The sequence below is a fragment of the Nesterenkonia muleiensis genome, from assembly GCF_003600155.1.
In the GTDB taxonomy this organism is placed as follows: Bacteria; Actinomycetota; Actinomycetes; order Actinomycetales; family Micrococcaceae; genus Nesterenkonia; species Nesterenkonia muleiensis.
The window spans coordinates 98,942-119,892 of the sequence record NZ_QWLD01000056.1 but is presented as its reverse complement, the minus strand read 5'-3'; the positions used below and the strand labels follow the sequence as shown (position 1 = coordinate 119,892).

Here is a 20,951-nt window from a genome sequence, read left to right as displayed (position 1 = left end):
GAATCTCACGATGAAGGCATGGCAATTCGTCAATACTCACCAACCCTTGATGCTCAGCGAAGTGGACAGGCCGAGCCCTGGTCCTGGCGAGGTCGTCTTGGACGTCAAGGCGGCAGGGCTGTGCCACACTGATGTCGGCGTGCTCGAGGACGAGGGCTGGCTTCCGCTGGTCCAGAGGCTACCAATGACCATGGGCCATGAGAACGCCGGGGTGGTCGCCGAGCTTGGTGAGGGTGTGACCGGGTTCGAGGTGGGTGACCGAGTCGGTGTATGCCCAACCACGCCAGCCGGGGCTCCTGGGTTCGCCTTCGACGGCGGATTTGCGCCTGAGTTGGTGGTGGGCGCAGAGGCACTGGTCCCCATTCCTGATGAAGTGGACTTTGTGCTCGGAGCCGCAGCAACTGACGCCGGCATGACCTCGTATTCAGCTGTGATCGCTCAGGGCGGCGTCAAGGAGGGCGACACCGTGGGGATTATCGGATTGGGCGGTCTGGGCCAGATCGGTGCCCGGGTGGCCGTCCTGGCCGGAGCCGAGGTCTATGTTGCCGAGCTCAATGAGAAGGCGTGGCCCGCAGCCAGGGAGTTGGGCGCCAAGGGTGTCAGCCCCTCCCTGAAAGACTTCAGCGACGTATCGTTCGACGTGATCGTGGACTTCGCAGGTTTCGGAACAACAACAGCTGAAGCCGTTGACCTGATTCGCTACGACGGGACGGTGGTGCTTGCGGGCATGGGCAAGCTTGAGGCGACGATCAACACCAAGTCCCTGATCCTAAATCAGTGCAACCTCAAGGGCTCGGTGGGGGGCACTAAAGAGCATGTGGCCGGGGTATATGACTACATGGCGACGGGCCAGCTTGCCCCCGGTACAACGACCATCAGTTTCGATGAGATCCCTGAGGGCCTGGAGAAGCTGAAGAATGGTGAGGTCACCGGCCGACTTGTCGCGGTCTACTAGGATCCACCGTCCTCTGGCGGCCCAGGCGATCTCAGCTGCTCCTCTCGCTCCCGCCACGTCGCTCATTCCTGCACCACCCCTGTGAACAGGCGACGATGTCACCCTCATAGTCAGCCCCCACGGCCCGGTGGCCGTGGTGAGCAACGAGACCGAGTGTTCCACCGCTGAAAGTCACAAGACGGTCGGCCCTGGCCGGATGCGGAGGTTTGTCCGTGGAATCTCACCGATAGGCTCGAGGCATGACCGCCCCTGCGCACTCGCTCGATCAGATGACCACCGCCCTGGTGCCCTCATTGTCCAAGAGCTTGGCTGAACCCTTCAACGTCTTCCGGGTGATGCACCACGGCACCCATGAGAAGCAGCTTTCCAATGTGTTCGCCTGGCTGCTGAGTGTGGACGAAACTCACGAACTCGGTGATGCGTTCCAGAGACTGTTCGTCGAGCAGGTGAATCAGGCCCTGCCCGATTCCACCCACCTGCCGGACTCCGGCTACCGGGTCACCCAGGAGGTGGATACGGCAGGACGAGATGGCCTCAGCAGCGATATCGCTGACATTGTGCTTTCCAACGCCTCTGCAAGCATTGTGGTGGAGAATTACGAGGCATCGGACGGACATGGTCACGACTATCACCGCTATCTTGCCTATGGCGCAGAGGGCGGAAAGCAGAGTGTGGTGGTGCTGCTCTGCGCCCGGCACGAAAGCCACCTGCAGACCGAAGGTTGGGAACACGCCGTCGTCCTGACCTATGCCGAGTTGCTCGAGAGGCTGAGCGCGCACGTCGGCGCTGACACGGCCTGGCAGGAGGGGCACCCGCCCCAGCACTTCTTCATCCAGGAATGTATCCAGCACTTTACAGAGGGGCACAGAGTTGTGAGCAATGAGGACCGGATCGTGTTCATCAAGACCATGTGCGAGACCGGTGAATCGGCACGCTACGGCCATCGCCCGCAGGAGCGGGCGGCACTAGAGTTTGCCGACCTGCTGGCCCAGCACGCGAAGCGGCAGTTTGAGGAGGGGCGCAGGACGCTCAGCGAAGTCAAGCGAGCGCTCAAGCGCTATAGCGAAGGGACACTCATCGGCCAGGTCAACGATGCGCTGCCCAGCGGACACATCGATGCGGTGCGCGCGAGACTGATGGGTCAATGGGAGTGGCACATCACTCTGCGGCGCACGGACTCCGCACCGAGCGTCTCATTAGATTTCGGCCCTACTGTCCTTGTACAGAATGGGCGGGCATCTGTGCCGCTGGTTGACCCCGACTACACCAAGATTTTCGTCACCAGACACGTGACCAACGGTCAAGGCATTGACCGGATCATCCAGACCGAGGTCGGACTCGACGAAGTCCTCACCGGCTTGGATCCCGACGATTTCCGCTTGCGCGAGAGCATTCTCACGATCATCAATCAAGAGTAACGCCGGACGGGGACACTGAACCAGGTGCACTGGACTGCGCACGCAATACCACCAACCAACAGATCAACAGGGATCCAGAACTCCCGGATCGATGCCAGCAGAGTCAGCGCATCCGAGCCCACAGCTGTGGACCGGTGGTGCCATGGCAGCTGACAATGCTCTATCTCTGTGCGGTGAAAAACTCCCATACGACGTCGTTTCCGCTGATGGTATGCGTAGTGTGCCCGCCTCCGGAGTAGGCGGCGGCCCCCGGCCAGACATGCCCGCCGCCCTCCACCGAGACCACCGTGACCTCGCCGCCGTGCCGGCATTGGGACCAGGTCATGTACTCGACGTCCTCGCCGATGCGGGTGGTACTCGGCTTCGTCCTGCATCTGCTTGCCGCCGCCAGCTCCTCACCCCACTCCTCAATGGCGGGAAGATCACGCGCGGGGTCTCCGGCATAGGGGATGGTGGCATCGTCAGTGCCATGGATGATCATGGTCGGCGCAGTCGGCTTTCGCAGACAGCCTTCCCGGGTCTCGGGGTAGAGGGCGGGTGCTGCTGCGGCCGCCGCAGCAATCCGGTCCGGGATCCGGCAGGCCAGGGCCAGCGCCAAGCCGCCACCATTGGATTTCCCGGTGGCGTAGACCTGCTCATCATCGATGCAGAGCTGATCATTCAACGTCTCGATGAGGTCGACGGCGAATGCGACATCGTCGACTTCCGGGTCTGAGTACGGAGCCCCCTGCCACGCTCTGCGTGGATCGTCGTCGTCGGGAATCTCTCCGAAGGGATAGGCGACCACAGCCGGCAGGTCTGAGAGACGGGAGTATCCCTCGACCTCCACACCGGTGCTGCCCCGCCCGTGGAATGCGATGATCAACGGCCAGTCAGACTGCGTCTGGTACTCCGCCGGGATGGTGAGGATGTATTCGCGCTCCAGCCCACCGCTGATCATCGTGTGCTTCGCGCTGCTGCCTGGTGTCTGGGGAATCGGCTCCGGACATGACTCGCTCCCGTGCTTGAGGGCCGCACCGCCAGCAGGTGCCTGCACTACGCCTGAATCCGAGCCTTCGGCCGGAAAGGTCAACGCTGGAGCAACGAGTCCTGCCGAGGCGGCGAGCGCCAGGACGCCCTGGACCGCGGTGTTGGTGAATGTCGTGAACATGCTGGTTCTCCCGTTCTATTCTTTGGGTCCTGTTTCCTGTTTCATGCAGTAGCTGCGTTCCCCCTCCAACACTGGAAGCGAGCACCAGCGCCCTACGCCCTGTGCTCAGGATGGTGCGCTGATGACTGCTCACTGCGTCCCCGGCGAAGACGGGCCACCGCTTGGGACAGCAGGGGAGCCGAAATCGTGAGAATCACCACGCTCCACAGCACAGCTGCAAGGGGCGTGGACAGGAAGTACCTGGGATCCCCGGCGCCCATGGCCATACCTTCGAGGAAGTACTGCTCCACCAAGGACCCCAGGACCAGGCCGATGAGCATGGAGGCGATGCTGAAGTTGGCCTTGCGCAGGATGTAGCCGATCACGCCGACCAGGACCATCAGGCGCAGATCGATGAGATTGGTGTTGACGCTGTAGACGCCGATGGCCCCCAGGAGCAGGATCGCTGGTGCGAGCAGGTAAACCGGAGTGCGAACAACGCGAATCCAGACTCCCACCAGTGGAACGTTGATGATCACCAGCATGATGTTGCAGACGAAAAGTGCCGCGATGACTGACCAGAAGAGCTCCGGGTTCCTGTCGATCAGCAGCGGGCCCGGGGCGATTCCATGGACCTGCATGGCAGCCAGCATCATTGCCAAGGTCGCGGAGAAGGGCAGCCCCAGCAGAAGGGCTGGGACCATGCTCCCGACAGTCGCGCCGCTGTTCGCCGCTTCCGGTCCGGCCAGTCCGGCGACCTTTCCCTTGCCGAACTCGCTGGTGTCCTTGGCCACCGCCTGTTCGATGCGGTAGGAGCCGAAGGTGGCAAGCGTGGCCGAGGGGCCTGGCAGGATTCCGAACCCGTAGCCCACCAGTGACCCTCGCACCCACGGCATTGCCGCTGACTTCACCTCAACACCGTTGGGCCTCAGGTCGCGGATCCTGATTCTGCTGCGGATTCTCGTCGCACCCTCTTTGTCCTCAATCATGTAGAGAATCTCGGAGATGCCGTAGAGGCCCACCGCCAGCATGGCCAAGGAGATGCCGATGGCTAAATCAATCATGCCGAAGGTGTAACGGTTGTAGCTGTGGATGGCATCAGTGCCGACAGTCGCCAGCGCGACGCCGATGGCCATGGGAAACAGGCCGGAGGCGATGCTTCCCCCTGAGACGCGCGAGAGCACGATCAGCCCGCCGGCAGTCAGAGCGAAGAACTCAGCGGGCCCGAAGCTGAGGGCGATGGGAGTGACGATCGGTATGGTCAGAAGAACCACCAGAATCCCCAGCACCCCAGCGATGAAGGAGCCGCAGACCATGATGCCGATGGCGGCTCCGGCTCGACCCTTCTGCGCCAATGGATACCCGTCGAAGGTCGCCACGATCGACTGCGCATCACCGGGAATGTTCACCAATACTGAGGTGATGGAACCGCCGAACTGTGAGCCCAGGTAGATCGCTGAGATCAGCACCATGCCGACCAATGGGTCGTACATGAAGGTGATCGGCAGGACGACCGCTGCACCGGCCACCGGCCCGATTCCTGGCAGGACACCGACAAGCGTCCCCGCGAACGCCCCCAGGAACGCCGCCACCAGCAGTTCGGGGGCGATGGCGATCTCCAGACCGTAGAGGAACCCTTCAAGCGAGTTCATTGACTTCCCCTCTCACCAAAGATCGACATGAGGCAGCGACACGTTGAGCAGCGAGTCGAAGATGAACACGCAGATGAGGGCCATGACCGTGCCATAGGCAGCACATCTCCACCACGGATGGCCGCTCAGGATTTTGATGCTCAGCGTGCAGAAGAGGATGGAGGCCAAGTACGCCCCGACAGATCCGATGATCAGCACATAGGCAGTCAGCAGCACCATGATGCCGATGACCTGCCTGGCCGTTCGTCCTCCTGGCACGGAGAGTGTCGAGCCTTGGCGGAGCCGGGGTACCGCGTCAAGAATCACGATCAGTGCGGAGATCAGACCGGCTACACCGACGATGAGGGGGAACAGTCCCGGACCCGGCATGGCCATCTGCCCCAGGGGCATGGTGCTGGCATCCCATGTGTAGTATCCGAAGACGCCGAGCCCCGCAGCCCCCACGGCGAGCCGCACTCGTCCTTCAGACACCTCACGGGCTTCTTTGGTTTCATGGGCGGTCGTCACAGGCGCCCCACAGAGAGTTTCATGCAGACCCCAGTCCGGTGTGGATATTATTCGTCGATGTCGAAGTTGGCGTTGAACTCCTCGTAGAGTTCGGTGTATTCGAGGATCTCGTCAACGGCGGCGGCGTGGTCTTTGTGTTCCATGACGAAGCCCGACTCGTTGGAGAACTCCGCCATCGCCTCGCTGTCCACAATGCTCGCGGTGGCGCTCTCCAGCTGCTCACGCACTTCCTCGGGCGCGTCATTGGGCAGGATGATGTAGTAGACAGCACGCAGCGGTGTGTCGTACCCGATGTCCGCCGAGAGCTGGGCGTCCGGGAACGCCTCATACTGCTCATCGGCCACCACACCGATCACCCGCAGGTCCTCTGATTCCACAAAACTGGTGATAGCCGGTGCGAAGCCGAAGGTCGCATCCACTCGCCCAGACACTGCCGCCAGAGTCGCTTCCTGCCCGCCGCCGGCCAGAGGGATCGACTGAATCTCGGTGTCGGCCAAGCGCGCGAGTTCGCGGATCAGCAGGTCCTGGGTGGTCCCGTTACCAGCTTGGGACGCCTGAAGCTCGCCGGGGTTATCCTGAGCGTGGGTGATGAACGCGTCGAGGTCGTCGAACTCTGAGTCGCTGGGCACCGCCACCACCCCGGGCATCTCGGCGATCTTGCCCACGACGTGATAGTCCTCGGGAGAACTGTACGGCAGGTCGTCGTTGGTCAGCGGCTGCTGTGCCAGCGCCGCAGCCGCGGCCAAGCCGATGGTGTAGCCGTCCGGTTCGGAGTTCACCACATGCGAGGTGCCGATAGTCGCCCCGCCGCCCTCGCGATTCTCCACGTTGACATTGACATCGAGCTCGGCCTCCAGCTCCTGGGCAAAAGCTCTGGCAATCTGATCGTTTGCCCCGCCGGTGCCGAAGGGCACCACGAACGTGATGTCCTGATCGGGATAATCGCCGTCTTCGCCGCCGCAAGCCACCAGACCGAGTGCGGCCAGCGACAGGGCAGAACATCCGAAACGGAGTGTTTTAGTCATTAGATCAATCCTTGTCTTGTCGGCGAGACCCCTCCAGGACCCCGTGCTGACTTTCCCTGAGATTCCCTGAAAATACTGGGGATAAGGGTTCAATTGTCGATAACCTGATGAAAGCTAATGTAGGAGACTGTGACCTAGATCGCAAGTCAAGTCTATTACAGATATAATCACTTAGGAAGCAAAGTTGCCGTTCTCCTGCGAGAAAACCTCGTGATTTTGCTCAATCATCCATAAGTGATCTAATGAGTAAGGACCAGCTGAAGGAGGTTGCCTTGAAGACTGAGCGGCTCGTCGAAAGCCTCAGCCACGAAATTTTGAGCACTATTCGCACCAACGGGCTCATCGCGGGCGAGGCGCTGCCCTCAGCACGTGAGCTCGCCACCCGCTTCGGCGTCACCGTGCCCAGTGTGCGGGAGGCACTGCGCCGGCTTGAGGCCACCGATCTCGTTGAACTGCGCCATGGGTCCGGCACCTACGTGGGGGGCTCCATCAACAGACGCATCATGGACAATCCGTACTACGCCCCGGTGGGCAGCGACTCCATCCGTGAACTCTACGATGCGCGCATCGCCATCGAACCTGGAATCGCCGCACTGGCCGCTCAAGCACGCGATGAGGAGGCACTGCGGCGCCTCACACTGGCCACAGACCACGCCTTGGAGCACCACACCGAGGTCAAGGTCGGCCACTTCCACATCGAATTGGCCACTGCCAGCGGAAACCGAGCGCTGCGTGAGCTGCTGGAGGCACTCCTCTCCCTCTACCGGCGCGCCCAGCAGACCTCCCGTGTCCGCTATGACCGAGTTCAGGACCACCGGGAGCACTGTGAGATCGTCGACGCCGTGCGCAGAGGCGATCCGGTCGAGGCGGAACACCGCACCAAGAAGCACTTGATCAACCTCAAGAACACAGCCCTCAGCGCAGAGGAGGACGATGAAACCCCCCACACCAGTATCTGACCGCACCCAGATCATCCAGTTCGGCCGGCTGACCAGTCCGGAGACAGAGCAGAGAAAGAAGACACTGCTGATTCTGCCGGTGGGCGCGCTGGAGCAGCACGGCGATGGGCTGCCGCTGTCCACCGATACGCTTCGAGCTGACTACGTGGCAGAGGCTGTGGCCCAACGGTTAGCAGGCCGGGCCCATGTGCTCCCCTCCCTGCCGTACGGCGTGTCCCCGCACCATGCCAGCTTTTCCGGAACGGTGAGCCTTCCTGCCAGGCTGTTCATCGATGTGGTCTCCTCCATTGTCCGAACGCTCGCCGACTCCGGCTGGGACCGCATCCTCGTGGTGTCCGGCCATGGAGGCAATGGTGCCTCACTGGGCGTTGTGGAACAGGATCTTTTGGCCACACACCCCGATCTGCACTTCGCCTGGACACCGGTGAGCGCTCTGGCCACAACCACCACCAGCCAGCTGCCCAGAGCTGAGATCTCAGGTCACTCAGGGGAGTCCGAGACCGCACAGGTGCTGGCGATCGACCCCTCGGCAGTGGACCGCGACTCATTGTCCTCTGGAGTGCGCACACTGAAGGACATGAATCCTAAAGCCCGCCTCAGCAGGAGGAAACCGCCCTCCATCTCGGTCCGGTTTGAACAGTATGCCTCCAACGGGGTTCTCGGCGACCCCACCAGCGTGACTGCCGAACAGGGCCAAGAAATCCTGGATGAGATTGTCGCCAGACTCACCGACTACGCCGAATCTCTCCTGAGGCTCTAGCGGATGCGGAGCTGGCGGAGGTAGGGGCTTCTTGGGCCCGCCTCAGCTGCCCATCACCACGCGCAGGTCTGGCATATCACCGGTGCGCGGCCAGGCAGATGCGCCTAGAGAGCGGCGCGCCAGTCCCGGATGATCTGCACGACGTCGTCCAGGTGAGTTTCCAGGAGGAAATGACCACCGTCGAGCAGCTCGATGCGGGCGTTCGGGCTGTCGCGGCGGAACGCTGTGGCGCCGGCGGCGTCGAAGATCTCATCGTTCTTCCCCCATACGGCCAGCACAGGAACTTCAGAGGTTCGCAACCAGTCGTGGACTTCGGGATACAACGCACGGTTGCTGGCGTAGTCAGCGAACAGCGCCAGCTGGGCACGGTCAACTCCGGGACGAGCCATCAAGGAAATGTCATGCTCCCACGCATCAGGGGCGACGGCGGATACATCGGGAACCCCGTGGGTGTACTGCCACTGGATAGCTTCGCGCTCCAGCGCGGGGCGGAGGGCCTCCTCGTTGGCAGGTGATGGCTCGGCACCATAGGCCCAGATCGGCTCCCAGAACTCTGGGACGAACCCCTCTTCATAGGCGTTGCCGTTCTGTGAGATCACACCTGTGATGGACTCCGGATTCGCCAGGGCCAGCCGCCAAGCGATCGGGGCTCCGTAGTCCTGCACATAGACGGTGTATCTGGTGACCCCAACAGCCTCCAGGAACGCGGTTGTGACCTCGGCGAGAGCATCGAAAGTGTAGGCGAAGTCATCAGCGGAGGGTGCTGACGAGCGGCCGAAGCCGATGTGGTCAGGAGCAATCACACGGTAATGGTCAGCAAGTGCCGGGATGAGGTGCCGAAACATATGGGAGCTGGTGGGATAGCCGTGAAGCAGCAGGACCACGGGTGCATCCTGGGGTCCTGCTTCTCGGTAGAACACGTCAAGCCCGTTGATGGGCACAGTGCGGTGATAAACGATTGGCATAACTAACCTCTAAACATTGATTTGATGGTTAGTTGAACGATAGCATGGTTGCACAGGCGATGAAACAGGAGAGGACAGCGGCACCGGGGGTGATGATGATCGAAGACGAGGATCTGCTCATGGCGGTGCTGAACAGCGCGCCCGTGATCAGAGGCAAGCCCACCGATCAGCTCGACGGTTCAACAGGAAACGAGATTCTCCAGCGCTTCGGAGGCGAAGGCACGGAGGCCGAACTCCTGCACCTGAGGCGAACCCGCGATGCCCTACAGGGTATGATCCGCGAGGAGAGCGACGCGGTTGAGCAGCTCACCGCGGCAATCGACAAGGCTGCTTTGGTGCCTGAGGTCACAGGCAACGGACTCCAATGGCAGCTGGACGCCCCGGCCGACGAAAGACTCTCTGCACGGACGGTGCTGGCGTGGTCGCGAGTCGCAGAGCAGTTCCCCGGACGCCTACGGGCCTGCGCCAACACTGAATGCAACCTCTTCCTCATCGATCACAGCCGGCCGGGAACGGCGAAGTGGTGTTCCATGGCCACCTGCGGGAACAGGATGAAGGCACGCGCCCACGCTCGGCGAACCTGACAGGCCTAGCCCTCCGCTGAGGACTGAACAAGCAGTAAGGAGCGGCGGGAGGGTTGTGGGGGTCAGCGACCTCACGATCGCCCCACAGCGCTAGAAGCGTCGTGTACGTCGTCGAACGCCTCTCTGGCCCGGTTGACCTGTGGCATATGAACCGTGGCCCAGCCGAAGAGTGCGTCGATGAGCTCTTGCAGTGTGGAGCCCAGTTGGCTGATGCGGTATTCGACGGCCACCGGACGGGTACTGATGACCAGTCGGTCGACCATGCCGTTGCGTTCCAGACGGCGCAGTGTGGCGGTCAGGGACTTCTGCGACACGGCCGGGATGACTCGCCGCAGCTCGTTGAACCGCCGCGGGCTTTCACACAGCTTGTCCAGCACCAGTAAGGACCATTTGTCGAGCACCTGGTCCAGCAGTTCCCGGTGCTCTGGTGCGATCTGAGAGTAGCTGACCTCGGGCAGGGTGGTTTCGTCCATGACACCTAGTCTCATTGAAGTGCTCTTCGTTGACTAGGTAGACATGAGATACCTGCTCACCCAGAGAAAGAAATATCAATGACCGTCCAGCTTTCCACCCCCGAAGGTATGTTCCAGCCGGTTCCCTACCACCACGTCTCCGTCTCCACCGGCACCCGGCATGTACACGTGGCGGGACAGATCGCCCGCGACGAGCAGGGCAACCGCCTCTCCCCCGGTGATCTCGCCGGCCAGCTCGCCCACTCGCTGCGCAATACCGGACGAGGCCTGGCAGGGGCCGGGGCAAGCTTCTCCGATGTGGTGCGCCTGCGGTTCTACGTCACCGACTGGGCCCCGGAGAAGTACGCCGAGTTCATGGCAGGCATCGACAGTGTCACCGAAGAGCTGGGAATCCCCCGGCCCCTGCCGCCAGTCTCAGTCATCGGCGTGGACTACCTCTTCGAACCCGACGTGCTGGTCGAAGTCGAAGCAGAAGCCATTCTGGACTGAGGCGACACGGCGGCTCACACTGCCGATGCGCCTTTGACAAATGCGACGACAACCCACCATGGTGGCCGGATACCGTCGAACGCATCAGAATCTCACCCACATGTCACTGTCGCTTATCCGCTGCTGTTGGGCTTGGCGCGCTGTGCCAGCAGGCTGAAGCCCACGATCGCGAGGGTGGTGTAGGCGCCGAGAAAGATGAACGTTCCGCCCTGCCCCAAGTCCACCTGCGCCGCCTCGGTGGAGCCGAGCACGATTCGGTTGACCGTCAGCCACGCCAGATGCGCACCGATACAGGTCCAGACAGTCGCCGCAGTGGTGGCGTCGCGCGCGTAGATCAGCAGCAGACCGAATACGGCCAGCGTTGAGTAGTACACCAGCGGAGAATCGCCGCCCGGCGGAGAGAGCCAGAGCTGGACCTCACCGGCATGCACCACCAGGTCGAACAGCGCCCCGGTAGCCATGGCGATCAGAGGCACCATCATGAAAATGACCAGGGTCAGCACTGTGGCCAGCGTGCGCCCGAATGCCGCCCGCAGGGCGGTGAGCGCATAACCCCGGATCGAGACCTCCTCGGGGATCGCCTCCCAGAGCAGTGCGACCACGGCGTTGGTGAGCAGAAACGTCAGCAGCCCACCGGCGTCGACCCCGTCCCACCGTGCAAACCCGGTAAGACTGAGCACGGCGAGGACACCTGCTCCGACGCCAAGGACCACGCCCAGCCCGAGCAGAAACCCGGGCAAGTCGGAGCGCAGCCCGGTCAGTCCGATGCCGGTCAGCGGCCCGCGGTCCCAACGACGGCGCAGCAGCACGATCGCTGCGGTCACCGTGATCGCCACCGGCGCGGCAACCAGCAGTCGCTCACCCATCGGCTGCTCTGCCCCGGCCCCGGATCCTGCCAGCTGGCCAAGCGAAGCGGCCAGCATCAGGCTCACGCCCATGATCGCAGCGGCGGTCAGGGCACGTGAGAGAGCCCAGACAGGGGATGCATCTCGGCCCAATTCAGTGCGGTTCTCCATTCCGATGAGACTAGTCGTCGGAGGTCAGGACCGACCAGTGCCAAAAGTCACCGTGAGACGCTCATTCCTCTTGCACTTCTTTTTCGGTTAACGATATATCGTTAAGTATCGCCGAGCTCACGGTGGGCCGGTCTCACGGAGGTAGCCATGAGCGGTTCACATACAGCAAACCCATTCGGTGAAAGCAGGGACGGTCCTGGCCAAAGATGGCCCGGGAGCGGACTCTGGGACGCCGTCGATCAACTACGTGGCGCGTTCGAGCACAAGACGGGAACCCGTGCCGGGCGCGGTGACGTGAGAGCCGCGATACTGTTCTTATTGGCGGAGAAGCCCCGGCACGGTTATCAGATCATCAACGAGATTGAACAGCGCAGCGGCGGTGCGTGGAAACCCAGCCCGGGCTCGGTGTACCCCACACTGCAGCTGCTCGCCGATGAGGGTCTCATCCGCGCCGAAGCGGAGAACGGACGCAAAACCTACTCGTTGACCGATGAAGGGCGGGAAGAGGCGGACGCCTCTGCGGAGAGTTCCTATCGGTGGGGCCCTGCAGACAAGAACCATGCCCGCACACGAGCGTTGGCGAAAGCAGGCGTTGAACTCGCCCAGGCCATCGCACAGGTCGGACAGTCGGGCAGCCCCGAACAGATCCAAGAAGCCGTCGGCGTCATTGATCAGGCACGGCGTAAGCTCTACTCCATCCTGGCTCAGGACTGATCGGGTGCCGGGATCGCCTGGACCTGCAGCGCAACCTGAGATTGCCCCACTCCAGGAGACTCGCTGACCCACGCCAGCCCCATGCTGCGCGACCGTTACCGCAAAATCTTACGTTTTGCAGCTTTCCATCTCATCCAGACATGGTGGTTCGAACTCTTCCTGCCCCGTATGGGGTTGGCCCGGCTTGCCGCGCGCGGTCGTGCGCGCCGCATGCGGCGCATGGGGCAGCGCTTTCACACGCTGGCCATCGAGCTGGGTGGTCTCATGATCAAAGTCGGCCAGTTCCTGTCCTCGCGCCTGGATGTGCTGCCGCCGGAGATCACCAAAGAGCTCGAGAGCTTGCAGGACGAGGTTCAACCGGTGCCTTTCGCCGATATTCGGGCACTCGCCGAGAGCGAACTCGGTGTGCCGCTTGAGGATGCGTTCGCGTTCGTGGACCAGAGCCCGGTGGCGGCAGCCTCCCTCGGGCAGGCCCACCGGGCCAGACTCGCAGACATCGACGCCGACATGATGGGTTTCAGCCGCGCCATCGTAAAGATCCAGCGGCCGGGGATCGACCAGATCGTGGAAGTAGATTTGGCGGCGCTGCGCCGTGTGGGCAGATGGCTGACCCGTGTTCGGCTTGTTCGGGAGCGCGTGGACGCGCCGGCGCTGGTGGAGGAATTCGCCGTGACAAGCCTCCAGGAGATCGATTATGTGCACGAGGCCGTGGGCGCCGGACGATTCTCTGCAGACCTCACAGAGAACATTGGCGTGTCTGTGCCTGGCGTGGTGTGGGAGCGGACGACGCCACGGGTCTTGACCCTCGAAGATGTCACAGCCATCAAGATCAACGACGTCGACGCGTTGCGGGCAGCCGGCATCGACCCCGGGGCGGTCGCCACGCACTTTGCCGAGGTCATGTTCGACCAGTTCTTCGTCGGAGGCTTTTTCCACGCTGACCCGCATCCGGGCAATATCTTCGTCACTCCTGCTCACGCCGGTGATGGCAACATCGCTGGGACCGCGAACGACCGTTCATGGACCTTGACTCTCATTGACTTCGGGATGATGGGAGAGGTGCCGGCCGGCCTCAGTCAAGGGTTGCGGCGCGTGTTCATCGCCGCGGCGACTCGTAATGGCAAGAACCTAGTGAAGGGCATCAGCGACGTCGGGGTGCTGCTGCCATCTGCTGACACCGCCGAGCTGGAACGTGCTATGACCGAACTGTTCGCGCGCTTCGGCGGGATGAGGTTCGCCGAACTCAAAGAGGTCGGCCCCAGGGAGTTCCGCGAGTTCGCGAAGGAGCTCGGTGAGCTGGTACGGTCGTTGCCGTTCCAGCTGCCAGAGGACTTCCTGCTGATGGTCCGGGCGCTGTCGCTGACCTCAGGATTGTGCAGCGCATTGGATCCCACGTTCAACATCTGGGACGCAGTGGAGCCCTATGCCGAACGGCTCATCAGCCAAGAGCGTGGCCCAGTGATCCAGGAGCTCTCGCAACAGCTTGCGTCAGCGGCAAATGTGGCGATGCGCCTTCCTGGACGGCTCGATGAGCTAGCGGCGCGGATCGAAGACGGACGGATGGCGGTTCAGACCCCAGGGCTGGAGCGACGCGTGGTCCACCTCGAACGCATGGGCCGACGGCTTGTCTCGGTTACCCTTTTCGCGGGTCTGTTGATTGCTGGGGGTACTGCTTCGACCGCAGCAGATGATCTTTGGCGCGGTACTGATGGTGCTCTCGCTGCCGCCACTACTGCACGCCATACTGGCAGGACGTCTGAGACGGTGTGCCTAGAGGTCACTGCAGGCCCAGGTCAATGATGCTCTGCCCAGCAGACACATCGATGCGGTGCGTGCCCGTCTGGTGGGGCAATGGGAATGGCGCATCACGCTTAGCCGCCCGGACCCCACACCGAGCGTCTTCTTAAACTCTGGACCTACTGTCCCCGTCCAGAAGGGGCGGGCTTCTGTGCCGCTGGCTGATCCCGACGACACCGTCCTGCGAGATAGCATTCTCACAATCATCAGCTCGGCGTAACACCTGTACCCGGAGAATGGGGACGCTCAAGCGAGAGCGGACCTGCCCGCCTGTCACTGCCGCATCATTCGCGTGTATAGCCCTGAGGCCCTTTTGCATACACTATGCATTGATTTTAATGTATTATAGGTCCATGAATTCGCTGTTGCAGGTCAGAAACGTACCGGACGAGGCACGTCGGACACTCAAGGCGAGGGCCGCCGCTCGCGGTGAGTCCTTGAACACCTACCTGTTGAATCTGCTCAATCGCGAAATCGCCCGGCCAACAGTTGCTGAGGTGCTCGACCGCGCAGCTCGTCGCAGCGAACGAGCGACAGTGTCTGCTCTCGACGTACTTGACGAGGCACGGTCACAGCGTGACGAGCATCTACGCCAGCCCCCCTCAACGTGATTGTTGTGGCCAGTGCCGCGGCGGTCGACGCGCTCACTGCGGTGAACGGCACCGACGAGCTGCGTGCCCATCTGGCAAGGGAGGAGCTGCACGCCCCACACCTGATCGATTTCGAAGTCGTCTCCGCATTGCGAGGGCTCACCCTGGGCGGTTATCTCAGCGCAAGCCGGGCAGAGGATCTCCTCACAGACTTCAACGATCTGCCCCTGCAACGCTGGCCATCAGCAGATGCGCTGCGACGGCGGGCTTTCCAGCTGCGAAACAACCTCTCAGCCTACGACGCGGCCTACGTCGCCCTAGCCGAGGCGATAGGTTGCCCTCTGGTCACGCGCGATGGTCGACTGGCCCGATCAAGCGGACACAACGCACAGATAGAGGTCCGGTAGCCGTTGTCCATCGAGTGAGCGGACTACTCAGCCCAAGCTTTGCCGCGGGAGCTGTTGAAGGCGCCTCCAACAGAGGCGTTCCAGCTCGGAGAGGCCCCACGGCGGCGAAGTCACAGGTGGCCGCCGTCGTTATGTGCTGCGGTGGGGCTGGGCGCGCTGTGTCGCGCTGGTGCTGAGGATGATCAAACCTGCAGCCAAGGCGAAGAACACATAGAGCAACGCCCCGATGATCAGGGCAGCGTCCGTTCCAGGCCCGGAGATGACAGTGGCTGCCGTTGACACAGTCGCCGCTTCGGCGCCGGAGTGAAGGGCAAGGGCTCCCAGACCGGCGATGCCGATACCGGCGCCGAGAGCAAAGGCGCTTTCCTGAATGGCGCCGGCATCAGCAGTGCGGTGTTCTGGGGCGCTGCTCATGATGGCGTTGGCGCCGATAGCCATGATGACCCCGGAACCCACACCTAGGGCTATCATGCCGATGAGCTCTCCCGCCTGTTCGGCAGTGGCCAGAAGCAGAAACCCGAAGGATGCCAGGGCCAGACTGCCGGTGAGGAGGTGCTGCTGGGTGAGTCGCCGGTGGAGCAGCGGGCCGATGAGTCCACCGATGGCGCTGGAGGCTGCCAGAGGGAGCAGCGCCGTACCGGCTTGGACGACGGTGAGCCCATCGATGACCTGGTACCGCTGGGTGAGCAGGTATAGGGTGCCGGTGAACGCCCCAGTGGTGACTGCAATCACTGCCGCTGAGCTGGCGATCAGCGTGTTGGTCAGCAGACCCACGTCGAGGAACGGCCGCGGCAGTCGTCTCTGCCGGAGAACGAACAGCACCACAGCAATGGCTCCGACCGCGAGCGCTGCTGGGCTGATCCACTGGGGCAGGCCGGGGTGGACCATTGCTTTCAGCCCCGCGATCGCCGCACCGACGGCAATGCCAGAGAGCGCTGCGCTGAGTCCATCCAGACGAGGAGGATCCGGATTCCTCGACTCCTGCAGCAGGACCGCTGCTGCGATGAAGCAGAGCAGCAGCACCGGGACATTGACCCCGAAGACCCACCGCCAGTGGGCCAGTTCGACGAGCACGCCGCCGATGAGCGGTCCCAGAGCCGAACCGGCGCTGAACCCGATGACCCAGACCCCGTAAGCGAGGGCACGCAGTCGTGTCCCGGGAAAGGTCACCCGGATCATAGCTACTGTTCCTGCAATCAGCAGTGCTGCACCGACGCCCTGGCCGGCACGCGCGGCGATGACCAGTTCACCGGTCGGAGCCAGCCCTGCCGCCGCAGCGCTGAGGACGGCGATGACCAGACCCAGCAGGTAGATGCGCTTACGACCGAACCGGTCTGCTGCTGCTGCGCTGCAGACCAGCACCACCCCGGCCGCCAGTGGATAGACATCGGCGACCCACAAGGACTCAGCTGCGTCCAGGGACAGCTCCTCGGCCAGTACCGGAAGGGCCACGACAACTTTGGTCATGTCGGTTCCACCGACCAGCATCACGGTGCCGAGCAGCGTCAGGATGCCCCACATATTCCGGTTGAGGATGTGCCTCTGAGTCATCGGTTCCTCCGTCGGCTGGTTGAAGGTGTTGTTCACACCTCCTGTTCTACGCGGACCGAATACTGGCGTCCAGGTTCATTTATTCCGCAAAATCATGCACCATAAGTACATGATTGATTCCCGTCTGCAACTGCTCATCGCGGTCTGCGAATACGGCACGGTCACAGCCGCTGCCGAGGCACTGCATCGAACACCTTCCGGCGTTTCGAAACAGCTCAAGGAACTGGCAAATGAACTCGACGTCGATATCCTCGAACGTCACGGCAGACGCGTCAGACTCACCCCAGCCGGTCAGCGCCTGGTGGCCCACGCCCGGACTCTCAACGCGCAATGGGAAACCGCACTGAGCGACACTGCCGCGGCAGCCCGAGATCTCTGCGGGCCCATCACCATCGGCGGATTCCCCACGGCGATCTCCTCGATCATCACCCCCGCTTTAGGCAGCATGCGGACACGGCATCGCCAGCTGCGGCCCATTGTCAAGGAGATCTACTCCAGCCAGCTGCTGGCGGCGTTGGAGTCGGGAGACATCGATCTGGGACTCTTCGTGGCTGATGAGTCCACCAGCCACCTCGCCGACAGTCATGTCGAGGTGACCAGCCTCCTTGACGACCCGATCGACCTGCTTGTTCCCAAGGAGCACCGGTTCTCCGCCTACGGCCGGGTCCAGCTCGAAGAGGCCGCGCAGGAAGACTGGATCACCGGCCATCCCCACCAGGACGCCTACATGGAGTTGCTGGCCGCTACCCGCGCCGTCGGCTACGCACCACGGATAGCTCATTACGCCCAGGAGCTGACCGCCACCACCGCTCTGGTCGCCGCCGGTGCAGGCATCGCCGCAGTCCCCCGGATCGCGATGAGCATTCCCCACCCGCAAGTGGTCCAGATCCCGCTGACCGGCACCCAGATCCCTCGGCGCAGAATCCTGCTTGCCCAACGCCGCGGCTCAGACCACAATCCACGCATCACCGCCGCAGTCACTGCCCTCAAGCACCACAGCTCTGCAGATCCATGAGAACAGCCTCTATGTTGTGAAACTCCCCGGTCAGGGTTAGGTTGAGGCATGTCCGCGCGCATCGCAGCAATCGGCACAGCAGTACCCACGACCGCCGTGCAGCAGGAAGAGCTGGGGTCGTTCTTCACCGCGCAACCAGGCGCCGGCAGACTCACCCAGCGTCACATCAGCGCAGCCTTCAGCGCCGCGGGCATCCAGAAGCGGCACACCGTCCTCACCGGCTTAGGCAACTCCTCAGATGGTGTGTTCGTCGCCGATGACCGGTCACTGCAGTCCCCCACCACCGGAGTCCGCAATGACCTCTACCGGCAGCAGGCCCCTGCATTGGCGGCCGAGGCCGCCCGGGATGCGCTGACCAGCGGGCAGATCGCCGCTTACCAGATCACGCATCTGATCACCGTCTCCTGCACAGGGTTCTTCGCCCCCGGGATCGACTACCGGCTGGTCAGAGACCTCGGGCTCCCCCGGACCGTAGAGCGCAGCCACCTGGGGTTCATCGGCTGTGCCGCCGCACTGCCGGCCCTGCGGCTGGCCTGGCAGATCACCGCGGCGCAGCCGGCAGCAGTGGTGCTGGTCGTCTGCGTAGAGCTGTGCTCCCTGCACGTTCGGACCAGTTCGGATCCAGAGCAGATCGTCGCCGCCTCAGTCTTCGCCGACGGGGCAGCCGCCGCACTGGTCACCGCAGATGAGGCCGCGGGAACCCCCGGCGGACTTTTCCTGGACCGGTTCGCCACCGCACTGACCGACGAAGGTGAGTCCGACATGGCCTGGACCATCGGCGACCACGGATTCCACATGACGCTCTCAGCAGAGGTGCCACGCATCATCGGGCGGGAAATCCGACACACCGTCGAGCGGTTCCTCGGCGAACTGCCGTCCCCGGACATCTGGGCGGTGCACCCGGGCGGACGCAGTGTGCTGGACCGAGTGGAGAAGGGGCTCGGTCTTCCAGCCGCCGCACTCGCCGCCTCCCGCTCAGTGCTCAACGACTACGGCAATATGTCCAGTGCGACCATCCTGTTCATTCTCCGGCACCTCCTGGAGGACAAGGCCGTCACCGGCCGCCTGGCGGCTCTGGCGTTCGGCCCCGGCCTGACCGTGGAATCGGCTCTGCTGCGCAAGGAAGGCTGAACGCGGCGATGGTGAATCTCTCAGAACGCGATGAACGATTACGCGAGCTGATGGACGATCCCGACTGCGATCCGCAGCGGCTGGACGCGACGCTGCGCCGGTTCGGGATCGTCAACCGGTTAGTGGCGGGCTGGGCCACGGTCTACCGCTCCAGGCTCCGGGATATCCTGCTCAGCCTGGACCGGCCGGCGCACGTCCTGGACCTGGGCTCCGGCGCTGGCGACGTCGTCGCGCATCTGGCCCGCCTGGCCGCCCGCGACGACCTGACCGTACAGTGGACCGGGGCCGATCCCGACCCCAGGGCCCACCAGGTGGCGCAGACCCAGCAAGGGCATGGAATACGGTTCCTCTGCGCTGATGCTCAGACGCTGCTGGAGCGCGGGGAGAGGTTCGACGTCGTGATCTCCAATCACGTTCTGCACCACCTGAGCACCACAGAGCTGATGGAGTTCACCGAAGACTCGCAGCAGCTCTGCTCATCGGCAGTTCTGCACGGAGACATCGCCCGCAGCCGGATGGCCTACGGACTCTTCTCGCTCGGAATCCTCCCGTTGGCACCGGGCACCTTCCTGCGCACTGACGGGCTGCGCTCCATCCGCCGCAGCTATCAGGCCCGGGAGCTCTCCGCCGCACTGGGGCCGGAGTGGACGATCACCGCGCCGGTGCCGTTCCGGTTGGTTGCCGAAGGCCCCGGCCGTGCCTGAGGTGATCGTCATCGGGGCAGGCCCGGTGGGTCTGCTGATGGCCGCAGAGCTGTGCCGCCACGGCATCGGCGTCGAGATCCTCGAACAGCGCGAGCAGGCCTCGCCGGGCAGCCGGGCCATCGGCATCCACGCCCCGGTGCTCGCCGCCCTAGAATCCTCAGGGCTGACCGCACAGCTTCTGGAGCGCGGGCTGGCGGTTCGCCGCGGTGAGGCCCGCTCCCAGGGGCAGACCCTGGGCACGGTGCGCTTCGACCGTCTCCCGGCTCGCTTCCCCTTCGTGACCACCCTGCCGCAGGCGGCCACCGAGCAGGTGTTCGCCCAGGCGGCGCCGCCGCCGCGACGCGGGGTTGAGGTCACCGCAGTCCAGCCCTCAGAGGACCAGGTTCTCCTCCACACCAGTGCCGGGGTCAGGCGCGCCCCCCTGGTGGTCCTGGCCGGCGGGGCCCGCTCACGGAGGCTGGTCTACCGGGACTCGGAGGCGCATACCTATCCGGACCGCTACCTGATGACCGACGCGGTGGTCGGCGAGCGCGAGGACTCCGACACCGCGGTGGTGCACCTCGATTCCTCCGGGGTCCTCGAATCCTTCCCGCTGCCTGAGCAGCGCAGGCGCTTCGTGGCCTGGGATCCGCCGGGGGCCAGTGCCGACCCGGAACAGCAGCAGGCCCGCATGGAACACGCACTGGTCACCCGGGGCGAGACTGTCCCGGTCCGCGCCACCGGTTTCGGGGTCCGCCGGTTCCTGGCGCCCCGTATGCGCCGTGCGGGACTGTTCGTCATCGGAGATGCCGCCCATGAGGTCAGTCCGATCGGCGGGCAGGGCATGAACCTGGGGCTGCTGGACGCGGCAACACTGGCACCGCTGCTGGCAGACTGGCTCAGCTGCGGCACCGCGCCGGAGGCCAAGCTCCAGTACTGGGAGAGCTCGCGGCTGCGTTCGGCGCGCCGGGCGTCCGCGCTTGGCGGGCTGAACACCCGCCTGGGCCGCCCAGCACCTGCACCGTTGAACGCGGCCCGGCGCACCGGGCTGCGCCTGATGCTGGGCCCGGGAACCGGCACCGTGTTCGCCCGGGCCTACGCCATGGGGTTCGACCTCGACGCCTGAGGATC

The 20,951-nt window shown here is 63.5% G+C and carries 21 protein-coding genes and 1 pseudogene; 14 read left to right on the top strand and 8 right to left on the bottom strand.

What is annotated here, in order from left to right:
- Nucleotides 1–10: 10 nt before the first annotated feature.
- Together DVO78_RS16755 and DVO78_RS16750 are read left to right on the top strand one after the other, a co-directional pair.
- On the top strand, nucleotides 11–955 hold the full coding sequence (locus DVO78_RS16755; RefSeq protein ID WP_120006646.1) for a zinc-binding dehydrogenase: 945 nt from the start codon (nucleotides 11–13) through the stop codon (nucleotides 953–955).
- A 239-nt stretch (nucleotides 956–1,194) separates the two neighbouring features.
- On the top strand, nucleotides 1,195–2,373 hold the full coding sequence (locus tag DVO78_RS16750; protein WP_120006644.1) for a PD-(D/E)XK nuclease family protein: 1,179 nt from the start codon (nucleotides 1,195–1,197) through the stop codon (nucleotides 2,371–2,373).
- A gap of 160 nt (nucleotides 2,374–2,533) precedes the next feature.
- On the opposite strand, the gene DVO78_RS16745 is transcribed toward DVO78_RS16750, so the two are convergent.
- The 4 genes from DVO78_RS16745 to DVO78_RS16730 form a co-directional block, all read right to left on the bottom strand.
- Complete coding sequence (locus DVO78_RS16745) at nucleotides 2,534–3,523, bottom strand: CE1 family esterase (protein WP_120006642.1); 990 nt, start codon at nucleotides 3,521–3,523, stop codon at nucleotides 2,534–2,536.
- Between the two features lie 92 nt (nucleotides 3,524–3,615).
- Nucleotides 3,616–5,154: a tripartite tricarboxylate transporter permease gene (locus DVO78_RS16740; protein WP_120006640.1), complete on the bottom strand. Its 1,539-nt coding sequence runs from the start codon at nucleotides 5,152–5,154 to the stop codon at nucleotides 3,616–3,618.
- Between the two features lie 12 nt (nucleotides 5,155–5,166).
- Nucleotides 5,167–5,625, bottom strand: a complete 459-nt coding sequence (locus tag DVO78_RS16735) for a tripartite tricarboxylate transporter TctB family protein (protein ID WP_157984106.1) — start codon at nucleotides 5,623–5,625, stop codon at nucleotides 5,167–5,169.
- An 83-nt stretch (nucleotides 5,626–5,708) separates the two neighbouring features.
- Nucleotides 5,709–6,686: a Bug family tripartite tricarboxylate transporter substrate binding protein gene (locus DVO78_RS16730; RefSeq protein ID WP_120006637.1), complete on the bottom strand. Its 978-nt coding sequence runs from the start codon at nucleotides 6,684–6,686 to the stop codon at nucleotides 5,709–5,711.
- Nucleotides 6,687–6,958: 272 nt separating this feature from the next.
- Here DVO78_RS16730 and DVO78_RS16725 point away from each other — a divergent pair, with 272 nt between their 5' ends.
- Nucleotides 6,959–7,645, top strand: a complete 687-nt coding sequence (locus DVO78_RS16725; protein ID WP_238385378.1) for a FadR/GntR family transcriptional regulator — start codon at nucleotides 6,959–6,961, stop codon at nucleotides 7,643–7,645.
- On the top strand, nucleotides 7,620–8,405 hold the full coding sequence (locus DVO78_RS16720) for a creatininase family protein (protein ID WP_120006633.1): 786 nt from the start codon (nucleotides 7,620–7,622) through the stop codon (nucleotides 8,403–8,405). The genes DVO78_RS16725 and DVO78_RS16720 overlap by 26 nt, the downstream gene beginning before the upstream one ends.
- Nucleotides 8,406–8,509: 104 nt before the next feature.
- Here the strand turns inward: DVO78_RS16720 and DVO78_RS16715 are convergent, their stop codons facing one another.
- Entirely contained in the window at nucleotides 8,510–9,370 is an 861-nt protein-coding gene (locus DVO78_RS16715) for an alpha/beta fold hydrolase (protein WP_120006631.1), read from the bottom strand.
- 59 nt (nucleotides 9,371–9,429) lie between these two features.
- Between DVO78_RS16715 and DVO78_RS16710 the strand changes: the two genes are divergently transcribed.
- Entirely contained in the window at nucleotides 9,430–9,954 is a 525-nt protein-coding gene (locus tag DVO78_RS16710; RefSeq protein ID WP_238385377.1) for a CGNR zinc finger domain-containing protein, read from the top strand.
- A 71-nt stretch (nucleotides 9,955–10,025) separates the two neighbouring features.
- Here DVO78_RS16710 and DVO78_RS16705 read toward each other — a convergent pair whose 3' ends face one another.
- The gene (locus DVO78_RS16705) at nucleotides 10,026–10,427 is read right to left on the bottom strand and encodes a winged helix-turn-helix transcriptional regulator (RefSeq protein ID WP_120006629.1); all 402 of its coding nucleotides are present in this window, start codon (nucleotides 10,425–10,427) and stop codon (nucleotides 10,026–10,028) included.
- Between the two features lie 78 nt (nucleotides 10,428–10,505).
- Here DVO78_RS16705 and DVO78_RS16700 point away from each other — a divergent pair, with 78 nt between their 5' ends.
- The gene (locus DVO78_RS16700) at nucleotides 10,506–10,916 is read left to right on the top strand and encodes a RidA family protein (RefSeq protein ID WP_120006627.1); all 411 of its coding nucleotides are present in this window, start codon (nucleotides 10,506–10,508) and stop codon (nucleotides 10,914–10,916) included.
- Nucleotides 10,917–11,029: 113 nt separating this feature from the next.
- Here DVO78_RS16700 and DVO78_RS16695 read toward each other — a convergent pair whose 3' ends face one another.
- The gene (locus DVO78_RS16695) at nucleotides 11,030–11,932 is read right to left on the bottom strand and encodes a CPBP family glutamic-type intramembrane protease (protein ID WP_120006625.1); all 903 of its coding nucleotides are present in this window, start codon (nucleotides 11,930–11,932) and stop codon (nucleotides 11,030–11,032) included.
- A 147-nt stretch (nucleotides 11,933–12,079) separates the two neighbouring features.
- Here DVO78_RS16695 and DVO78_RS16690 point away from each other — a divergent pair, with 147 nt between their 5' ends.
- The 4 genes and pseudogenes from DVO78_RS16690 (at nucleotide 12,080) to DVO78_RS16675 (ending at nucleotide 15,440) form a co-directional block, all read left to right on the top strand.
- Nucleotides 12,080–12,646 (top strand): PadR family transcriptional regulator, encoded by a 567-nt coding sequence (locus DVO78_RS16690; RefSeq protein ID WP_120006623.1) that lies wholly within the window; start codon nucleotides 12,080–12,082, stop codon nucleotides 12,644–12,646.
- An 81-nt stretch (nucleotides 12,647–12,727) separates the two neighbouring features.
- Nucleotides 12,728–14,420 (top strand): annotated as a pseudogene (locus tag DVO78_RS16685) (ABC1 kinase family protein).
- A 259-nt stretch (nucleotides 14,421–14,679) separates the two neighbouring features.
- Nucleotides 14,680–15,054 (top strand): FitA-like ribbon-helix-helix domain-containing protein, encoded by a 375-nt coding sequence (locus DVO78_RS18505; RefSeq protein WP_420799103.1) that lies wholly within the window; start codon nucleotides 14,680–14,682, stop codon nucleotides 15,052–15,054.
- 5 nt (nucleotides 15,055–15,059) lie between these two features.
- Nucleotides 15,060–15,440, top strand: a complete 381-nt coding sequence (locus DVO78_RS16675) for a type II toxin-antitoxin system VapC family toxin (protein WP_238385376.1) — start codon at nucleotides 15,060–15,062, stop codon at nucleotides 15,438–15,440.
- Between the two features lie 129 nt (nucleotides 15,441–15,569).
- Here DVO78_RS16675 and DVO78_RS16670 read toward each other — a convergent pair whose 3' ends face one another.
- On the bottom strand, nucleotides 15,570–16,991 hold the full coding sequence (locus tag DVO78_RS16670; protein WP_120006832.1) for an MFS transporter: 1,422 nt from the start codon (nucleotides 16,989–16,991) through the stop codon (nucleotides 15,570–15,572).
- 109 nt (nucleotides 16,992–17,100) lie between these two features.
- Here DVO78_RS16670 and DVO78_RS16665 point away from each other — a divergent pair, with 109 nt between their 5' ends.
- Genes DVO78_RS16665 through DVO78_RS16650 form a run of 4 tightly spaced genes read left to right on the top strand, consistent with a single transcriptional unit; the run spans nucleotide 17,101 to nucleotide 20,946 of the window.
- A complete protein-coding gene (locus DVO78_RS16665) occupies nucleotides 17,101–18,006 on the top strand; it encodes a LysR family transcriptional regulator (RefSeq protein WP_120006617.1) in 906 nt (301 codons plus the stop codon).
- Between the two features lie 48 nt (nucleotides 18,007–18,054).
- On the top strand, nucleotides 18,055–19,137 hold the full coding sequence (locus tag DVO78_RS16660) for a type III polyketide synthase (protein WP_120006615.1): 1,083 nt from the start codon (nucleotides 18,055–18,057) through the stop codon (nucleotides 19,135–19,137).
- Nucleotides 19,138–19,145: 8 nt separating this feature from the next.
- On the top strand, nucleotides 19,146–19,841 hold the full coding sequence (locus tag DVO78_RS16655; RefSeq protein WP_238385375.1) for a methyltransferase domain-containing protein: 696 nt from the start codon (nucleotides 19,146–19,148) through the stop codon (nucleotides 19,839–19,841).
- The gene (locus tag DVO78_RS16650) at nucleotides 19,834–20,946 is read left to right on the top strand and encodes an FAD-dependent oxidoreductase (RefSeq protein WP_120006830.1); all 1,113 of its coding nucleotides are present in this window, start codon (nucleotides 19,834–19,836) and stop codon (nucleotides 20,944–20,946) included. The genes DVO78_RS16655 and DVO78_RS16650 overlap by 8 nt, the downstream gene beginning before the upstream one ends.
- Nucleotides 20,947–20,951: the final 5 nt, after the last annotated feature.

What these genes read in the sequence shown, in the direction of transcription:
- DVO78_RS16755 (WP_120006646.1), top strand. Translation starts at nt 11, where the DNA reads ATGAAGGCATGGCAATTCGTCAATACTCACCAACCCTTGATGCTCAGC.
- DVO78_RS16750 (WP_120006644.1), top strand. Translation starts at nt 1,195, where the DNA reads ATGACCGCCCCTGCGCACTCGCTCGATCAGATGACCACCGCCCTGGTG.
- DVO78_RS16745 (WP_120006642.1), bottom strand. Translation starts at nt 3,523, where the DNA reads ATGTTCACGACATTCACCAACACCGCGGTCCAGGGCGTCCTGGCGCTC.
- DVO78_RS16740 (WP_120006640.1), bottom strand. Translation starts at nt 5,154, where the DNA reads ATGAACTCGCTTGAAGGGTTCCTCTACGGTCTGGAGATCGCCATCGCC.
- DVO78_RS16730 (WP_120006637.1), bottom strand. Translation starts at nt 6,686, where the DNA reads ATGACTAAAACACTCCGTTTCGGATGTTCTGCCCTGTCGCTGGCCGCA.
- DVO78_RS16720 (WP_120006633.1), top strand. Translation starts at nt 7,620, where the DNA reads ATGAAACCCCCCACACCAGTATCTGACCGCACCCAGATCATCCAGTTC.
- DVO78_RS16715 (WP_120006631.1), bottom strand. Translation starts at nt 9,370, where the DNA reads ATGCCAATCGTTTATCACCGCACTGTGCCCATCAACGGGCTTGACGTG.
- DVO78_RS16710 (WP_238385377.1), top strand. Translation starts at nt 9,430, where the DNA reads ATGAAACAGGAGAGGACAGCGGCACCGGGGGTGATGATGATCGAAGAC.
- DVO78_RS16705 (WP_120006629.1), bottom strand. Translation starts at nt 10,427, where the DNA reads ATGGACGAAACCACCCTGCCCGAGGTCAGCTACTCTCAGATCGCACCA.
- DVO78_RS16700 (WP_120006627.1), top strand. Translation starts at nt 10,506, where the DNA reads ATGACCGTCCAGCTTTCCACCCCCGAAGGTATGTTCCAGCCGGTTCCC.
- DVO78_RS16695 (WP_120006625.1), bottom strand. Translation starts at nt 11,932, where the DNA reads ATGGAGAACCGCACTGAATTGGGCCGAGATGCATCCCCTGTCTGGGCT.
- DVO78_RS16690 (WP_120006623.1), top strand. Translation starts at nt 12,080, where the DNA reads ATGAGCGGTTCACATACAGCAAACCCATTCGGTGAAAGCAGGGACGGT.
- DVO78_RS18505 (WP_420799103.1), top strand. Translation starts at nt 14,680, where the DNA reads ATGGGGACGCTCAAGCGAGAGCGGACCTGCCCGCCTGTCACTGCCGCA.
- DVO78_RS16670 (WP_120006832.1), bottom strand. Translation starts at nt 16,991, where the DNA reads ATGACTCAGAGGCACATCCTCAACCGGAATATGTGGGGCATCCTGACG.
- DVO78_RS16665 (WP_120006617.1), top strand. Translation starts at nt 17,101, where the DNA reads ATGATTGATTCCCGTCTGCAACTGCTCATCGCGGTCTGCGAATACGGC.
- DVO78_RS16660 (WP_120006615.1), top strand. Translation starts at nt 18,055, where the DNA reads ATGTCCGCGCGCATCGCAGCAATCGGCACAGCAGTACCCACGACCGCC.
- DVO78_RS16655 (WP_238385375.1), top strand. Translation starts at nt 19,146, where the DNA reads ATGGTGAATCTCTCAGAACGCGATGAACGATTACGCGAGCTGATGGAC.